Annotated in this window: 7 protein-coding genes; 4 read left to right on the top strand and 3 right to left on the bottom strand. The window is 72.8% G+C overall.

All coding sequences use genetic code 11. From position 1 onward, the window contains the following. Positions 1–79 precede the first annotated feature (79 nt). Positions 80–1,033: a GNAT family N-acetyltransferase gene (locus E9934_RS05180; protein WP_136561790.1), complete on the bottom strand. Its 954-nt coding sequence runs from the start codon at positions 1,031–1,033 to the stop codon at positions 80–82. Positions 1,034–1,119: 86 nt separating this feature from the next. On the opposite strand from E9934_RS05180, the gene fdxA reads away from it, so the two are divergent. Next, entirely contained in the window at positions 1,120–1,446 is a 327-nt protein-coding gene (gene fdxA, locus E9934_RS05175; protein ID WP_136561789.1) for a ferredoxin, read from the top strand. Between the two features lie 11 nt (positions 1,447–1,457). Then, positions 1,458–2,588, top strand: coding sequence for a succinyldiaminopimelate transaminase (gene dapC, locus E9934_RS05170; RefSeq protein WP_136561788.1), 1,131 nt, complete (start codon positions 1,458–1,460; stop codon positions 2,586–2,588). Positions 2,589–2,696: 108 nt separating this feature from the next. Here dapC and E9934_RS20530 read toward each other — a convergent pair whose 3' ends face one another. Both E9934_RS20530 and dapD read right to left on the bottom strand, forming a co-directional pair. After that, on the bottom strand, positions 2,697–3,659 hold the full coding sequence (locus tag E9934_RS20530; protein ID WP_136561787.1) for a VldE C-terminal domain-containing protein: 963 nt from the start codon (positions 3,657–3,659) through the stop codon (positions 2,697–2,699). 67 nt (positions 3,660–3,726) lie between these two features. Next, positions 3,727–4,665: a 2,3,4,5-tetrahydropyridine-2,6-dicarboxylate N-succinyltransferase gene (dapD, locus tag E9934_RS05160; RefSeq protein WP_136561786.1), complete on the bottom strand. Its 939-nt coding sequence runs from the start codon at positions 4,663–4,665 to the stop codon at positions 3,727–3,729. Between the two features lie 65 nt (positions 4,666–4,730). Between dapD and E9934_RS19530 the strand changes: the two genes are divergently transcribed. Together E9934_RS19530 and E9934_RS05150 are read left to right on the top strand one after the other, a co-directional pair. Then, positions 4,731–5,306 (top strand): hypothetical protein, encoded by a 576-nt coding sequence (locus tag E9934_RS19530; protein ID WP_158294934.1) that lies wholly within the window; start codon positions 4,731–4,733, stop codon positions 5,304–5,306. 96 nt (positions 5,307–5,402) lie between these two features. Then, positions 5,403–6,143 (top strand): YcnI family copper-binding membrane protein, encoded by a 741-nt coding sequence (locus E9934_RS05150; protein WP_136561785.1) that lies wholly within the window; start codon positions 5,403–5,405, stop codon positions 6,141–6,143. The last annotated feature ends 1 nt before the right edge of the window (position 6,144 follow it).

Raw genomic sequence — 6,144 nt, 5'->3', positions numbered from 1 at the left:
TGGCCGAGGGCGGGGTCCCCGCTCTGCGCCGCCGGGGGTCGTCACGGGAGGCGCCGCAGGCGCCGCCCCACCCGAAGCCTCAACCAGCGACGTAGTAGCGGCAGCCGTGGTGGGGGAGGACGCCCAGGCCCTCCCAGAAGGCGAGCGCGGCGTCGTTGTCGGTCTCGACGTGCAGCCACGCCGTCAGGGCGCCCTGCTCGGCCCCCCACTCCAGCAGCTCGGCGACCACGGTCCGGCCGAGACCGCGTCGACGGTGCGTCGGGTCCACGAGCAGGCCGTGCAACCCGATCCAGTCGCCGTCGACCGCGGCCCGGCCCTCGGCGAGCGGATCGCAGGCATCGCCGACGGACGCGACGGCGCGTGGGCCGCTGATCTCCAGCTCGACCCGGTCGGGGACGGCGCCCAGCGAGCGTCGTACGACGGCGACGGAGGCGAGCCAGAGCTCGGACTCGCCCTGCGGCACGGCCGTCCAGCCGGCGGCGAGCACCTCGTCCTCCACGGCCGACCCGGACTCGACCTGCACGAGCGGCTGCCGTCCCCGCTCGGCGTAGAAGGATCGGACGGTGTCGAGGGCCGACGGCACGGGCTGGCCGGGATCGCCCATGGCCAGGCAGGAGTTGGCGCGTTTGAGCACGCGGCCGGTGGGGGCCGGATCGCATCGCAGCTGCCACTCGCCGAGCGCGACCCGCTCGACGGCAGGCCACAGGGTCGCCGTGTGCAGCTCGGCCTCCCGGGCGCTCACCCGCAGCCGGTGGGAGGGCCGGGGCGGGACCGGCTTGCCCGACACGATGTCGGCGACGGCGATGCTGACCGCAGGGCCGTCCTCGGGCTGCACCCGGCACACGCCGTCCGCCCACGCCAGGCAGGTGCCGAGCAGGTCGGTGAAGGCGGGGCCGCCGGTCGGACCGGTCTCCCCGCGGACGACGCGCCGGACGACCACGCGCTGACCGACGACGTGGGGACCCAGTCGGTGCTGCCCGATGCCCTCGGCAGTCGATTTGCCCGAATCGTGGGGTCCTCGCACGTCTGCCACGGGTGGGATACTAGGCTGGCGTCGAACACGAAACACTTTCGTGTCACCCTCATCCCCGCAGTCTCTGCTTGGTCTCAGGAGGATCGATGACCTACGTCATCTCGCAGCCGTGCGTCGACGTCAAGGACCGTGCGTGCGTCGATGAATGTCCCGTCGACTGCATCTACGAGGGCAAGCGGATGCTCTACATCCACCCCGACGAGTGTGTCGACTGTGGCGCCTGCGAGCCGGTCTGCCCGGTCGAGGCGATCTTCTACGAGGACGACGTGCCGGAGGAGTGGAAGGACTACTACGACGCCAACGTCAAGTTCTTCGACGACCTCGGCTCGCCCGGCGGTGCCGCCAAGATGGGCGAGATCGACAAGGATGCCGAGTTCGTCGCTGGCCTCGAGCCGCAGAACCAGGACCACTGAGCACCTCACCGATGGTTGAGGTGCGAGCGCAGCGAGCCTCGAAACCGGTCTCCCAGCGGCTGCCCGACTTCCCCTGGGACCAGCTCACGCCGTACGCCGCCACGGCGCGCGCCCACGGTGACGGGATCGTCGACCTGTCGATCGGCACGCCGGTCGATCCGACGCCCGAGGTCGCCCGGCGCGCGCTCGTGGAGGCGGCCGACTCGCCCGGCTACCCGCTGACGGTCGGGACGGTGGAGGTCCGGCAGGCGGTCGTCGACTGGCTCGCCGGCACGCACGGGGTCACCGGCCTCGACGCCGACCAGGTGCTGCCACTCATCGGCTCCAAGGAGTTCATCGCCGCGCTCCCGACCTTCCTCGGTCTCGGCGCGGGCGACGTGATCGGCTATCCCGCCCTGGCCTATCCGACCTACGAGGTCGGCGCGGCGCTGGTGGGCGCGAAGGCCGTCGCCACCGACGCGTTGACGACCTTCGGTCCCGAGACGCCGAAGCTGCTCTGGATCAACTCGCCGTCCAACCCGTCGGGCCGGGTGCTCCCGAAGGAGCATCTCAAGAAGGTCGTCGACTGGTGCCGCGAGCGGGGCGTGCTGCTCGTCTCCGACGAGTGCTACCTCGACTGCGTCTGGGAGGGTGAGGCCCTGTCCGTCCTGCACCCCGACATCTGCGGCGGATCGTCCGACGGCATCCTCGTCGTCCACTCGCTGTCGAAGCGGTCCAACCTGGCCGGCTACCGCTGTGGCTTCGTGGCCGGCGACCGTGCCGTGATCGCCGAGCTGCTGGCGGTCCGCAAGAACCTCGGCCTGCTGATGCCCGGCCCGGCCCAGCACGCGATGGCCGCGGTGCTCGGCGACGAGGCCCACGTGGCGGAGCAGCACGAGCGCTACCGCGCCCGGCGCTCCCGGCTGCGCGCGGCGCTCGAGACCGCGGGCTACACGATCGAGCACTCCGAGGCCTCGCTCTACCTCTGGACGACCAAGGGGCCCGCGGGACCGGACTGCTGGCAGCTCGTCGCCGAGCTCGCCGAGCAGGGCATCCTCGTCGCGCCGGGCGCGTTCTACGGCGCCGCCGGCTCGCACCACGTCCGGATCGCACTCACGGCATCGGACGAGCGGATCGACGCCGCGGTCGCGCGACTGGCCTGACCTGCGTTCGAGAAGGACCCACGAGCGACACCGGTCGGCAGCGCGGCGGGAGGTGCGCGACGGCAGCTTGCTGCCCCCGTCATCGCACCGGAGACGCGCTCGACCCAATTAGCGGAACACGTCGATGTGGACGTGGTCGCGGTGCTCGAGGATGGCCTGGTCGCCCGAGGACGACGACGGCACGTCGTAGTCGCGCCAGCCCTCGCGGCCCGCGGTCCAGATCCGGTCGTCGAAGATGACGGTGCGGATGTCGAGGCGGGCGGCGTTGGCGACGGCCCAGTGGGCCATCGCCCAGCCCTTGGCGTTGTTGGCGTCGCTGACCGGCCGGACGAACACGTCGACGGCCCGACCGTCGTAGTGCGCTGATCCCTCCATGTGCCCCGAGCTGACGCCGCCCGGCTCGTAGCCGCCGAGGGAGAGCCGCCCGAAGGTGTCGAGCAGCTCGATCCGCACGGCCTCCGCGCGGGCGGTGAGTCCGCTCGGCGTCAGCTCCTCGTCGGCGGACGGCGCGCCGCCGTCGAGGTCGCACGTGAAGGTCGCGGGGGAGTGGCCGGTGAGCGCGGAGGCCAGCGCGCGGCCGTCGGCCTCGTGGTCGGCGTAGGCGTCGGGGTAGGCCGAACGCTGCACCGTCTGGGCGGCGACGGTGATCTCCATGTCCTCGTAGCCGTCGACCTGCACGAGCGCGTCGTAGAAGGCGTTGGTCGAGTAGACCGGATCGAGGATCTGCTCCTGGGTGCCCCAGCCCTGCGAGGGCCGCTGCTGGAACAGGCCGATCGAGTCGCGGTCGCCGTAGTCGATGTTGACGAGCTTCGACTCCTGGTAGGCGGTCGCCAGTGCGATGGACGCCGCGCGGGCCGGCAGGCCCCGCTGCACGGCGATGGCGGAGATCAGCGCGGCGTTCTCGGCCTGCTCGCCGCTGACCTCGACCTTCTGCTCGCCGACGGTCACCTCGCAGTCGCCGTCGGGGCCGCCGACGAGCTCGTCGGCGACGTGGAAGACGGCGATGCCGACGGCAGCGACCGTCGCGACGGCCGCCAGGCCGACGACGATCGCTGCTCCGTTGCGCTTCACGGCACCAGTGTCCTGATCAGGCCAAGCCGCCCGGGCGTGACCCTCCCGGACCACCCGGTCGGCGTCGTCAGTTGGCGTGCAGGTCCGCGTTGAGGGCGATGCCCTCGCCCTGCCACGGGACGGCCTCGATCGCGCCGGAGACCGAGTTGCGGCGGAAGAGCACGTTGCTCGCTCCCGACAGCTCCCGGGCCTTGATCACGCGGGCGTCCTTGCCGGGCTCCAGCACGGTGACCTTGGTGCCGGCCGTGACGTAGCAGCCGGCCTCGACGACGCAGTCGTCGCCGAGCGAGATCCCGATGCCGGCGTTGGCGCCGAGCAGGCAGCGGGCACCGATCGCGATGACCTCCTTGCCGCCACCGGACAGCGTGCCCATGATCGAGGCGCCGCCACCGATGTCGGAGCCGTCGCCGACGACCACCCCGGCCGAGATCCGACCCTCGACCATGGAGGTGCCGACGGTGCCGGCGTTGAAGTTGACGAAGCCCTCGTGCATGACGGTCGTGCCGCTCGCCAGGTGGGCGCCCAGCCGCACCCGGCCGGCGTCGGCGATCCGCACCCCAGCGGGGACGACGTAGTCGACCATCCGGGGGAACTTGTCGACGCCGAAGACGGTGACGTTGAGGCCGGCGGCCTGGAGGCGGGCGCGGGTGAGCTCGAAGCCGTCGACCGCGCACGGCCCGGCGGAGGTCCACACGACATTGGTCAACAGGCCGAAGATGCCGTCGAGGTTCTGCCCGTGCGGGGCGACCAGGCGGTGCGAGAGCAGGTGGAGGCGCAGCCACACCTCGGCGGTCGTCGCCGGCGCGGCGTCGAGGTCCGCCACCTCGACCAGGGTCACCGACCGGGTGACGCCGCGGGCCTCGTCGGTTCCCTCGAGGGCCGTCAGCGCCTCCGGTGCGGCGGTGTCGGCGGGCTTGTCGCCGAGCCGCGGCTCGGGGAACCAGGTGTCGAGGACGGATCCGTCGGCGGCGTACGTGGTCAGGCCGAAGCCCCAGGCAGCAGTCACGTGGCCTGATTCTAGGCCGGACCGTCGATGCCGACAGGTCGAGGGGCATCCGGCAAGATGGAGGGGTGCTGACCGTCCGCCGCCTGCCGCGCTCCCGCGTGGCGATCCCGGCGCTGCTCAGCACCCTCGAGAGCGTGACGGCCCTCGCCCTCGCCCACGCGGCCGCTGGCGGCGAGGTCCCGTCCGCGGCCTGGCTGGCCGCCTTCGGCGTCCTCGTCTACGGCGCCAGCGTGGCCGTGCTGCGCCATCGCGCCAGCATCCGGACGGTGGGACCGCTGCTCCTGGTCGCGCAGGTGCTCGGCCACGCGTGGCTGGTGGCGCTCAGTCCCGGCCACCACGATGCCCACCTGGCCGCGACGGGCGCTGCCGGCGTGACGGGCGCGATGACCGGAGGCCTCCTCGGCCTCTCGCCGGCGATGCTGGTCGCCCACGTCCTGGCTGTCGTCGTGGCCGGAGGCATGTGGGCGCTGCGGCGCCGCTCCGTCGCGATCGTCGTGGCGTGGTCCGACCCGGTCCTCGCCCGCGTGCCCGACAGGCCGCGCCCGACGTCCCGATCCACTGACGGCCCGGTCCGCCGGGCCCGGGCCCTCGCGACGGCGCCGACCCGCGGTCCTCCGGCTGACCGCTTCGCGACCGCCTGACCCACCTGAACCGCCCGGGATGACCTGGCGCCGTGGGGCAGGCGAGTCGCCGCTGCCCGCACGTCTCCAGCAACCCTCCCGAGAGGACCCCTTTCCATGCAGTTCCGACGTACCGCCCTGCCCATCGCCGCCACGACCGCCGCCCTCGGCATCGTCGCGCTCAGCGCGGGTGCCGCCAGCGCCCACGTCACCGTCACGCCGTCGACGACGGCAGCCGGCTCCTATGCCGTGCTCACCTTCAGCGTGGGCCACGGCTGTGAGGGATCGCCCACCACGAAGCTGGCCATCCAGCTGCCCGAGGAGATCCCGGCCGTCACGCCGACTATCAACCCGGGCTGGACGATCGAGAAAGTCGTCGAGAAGCTCGACGAGCCGGTCCAAGACGCCCACGGCAACGAGCTGACCGAGCGGGTCAGCCAGGTCGTCTACACCGCGAAGACCCCGCTCGAGGACGGCTACCGCGACACGGTCGCCCTCCAGGTCCAGCTGCCTGACGCGGCCGGCAAGACGCTCGCCTTCCCCGTCGTCCAGTCCTGTGTCGAGGGCCAGACCGGCTGGACCGAGCTCGCCGCCGAGGGCCAGGACGCCGAGGAGCTCGCCAGCCCGGCGCCGGTGCTGACGATCACCGAGGCCTCCGCTGACGGCCACGGGCACTCCGACGACACGGACGACGCCGAGGGATCCGACGCGTCGGGCGACGAGTCGGGTGACGCCGACGCCGCGGCCGAGGACAACGACGACTCGGCCCAGGGCCTGGCCATCGGCGGCCTCGTGGCCGGCATCGGCGGTCTCGCCCTCGGTGGCGTGGCCCTGGCCCGCTCCGGCCGCAGGGCCTGAT

Origin of the sequence: Nocardioides caeni (assembly GCF_004912195.1) — a bacterium.
In the GTDB taxonomy this organism is placed as follows: Bacteria; Actinomycetota; Actinomycetes; order Propionibacteriales; family Nocardioidaceae; genus Nocardioides; species Nocardioides caeni.
The sequence above is the reverse complement of the archived record's forward strand: the minus strand, read 5'-3'. Positions and strand labels throughout refer to the sequence as shown.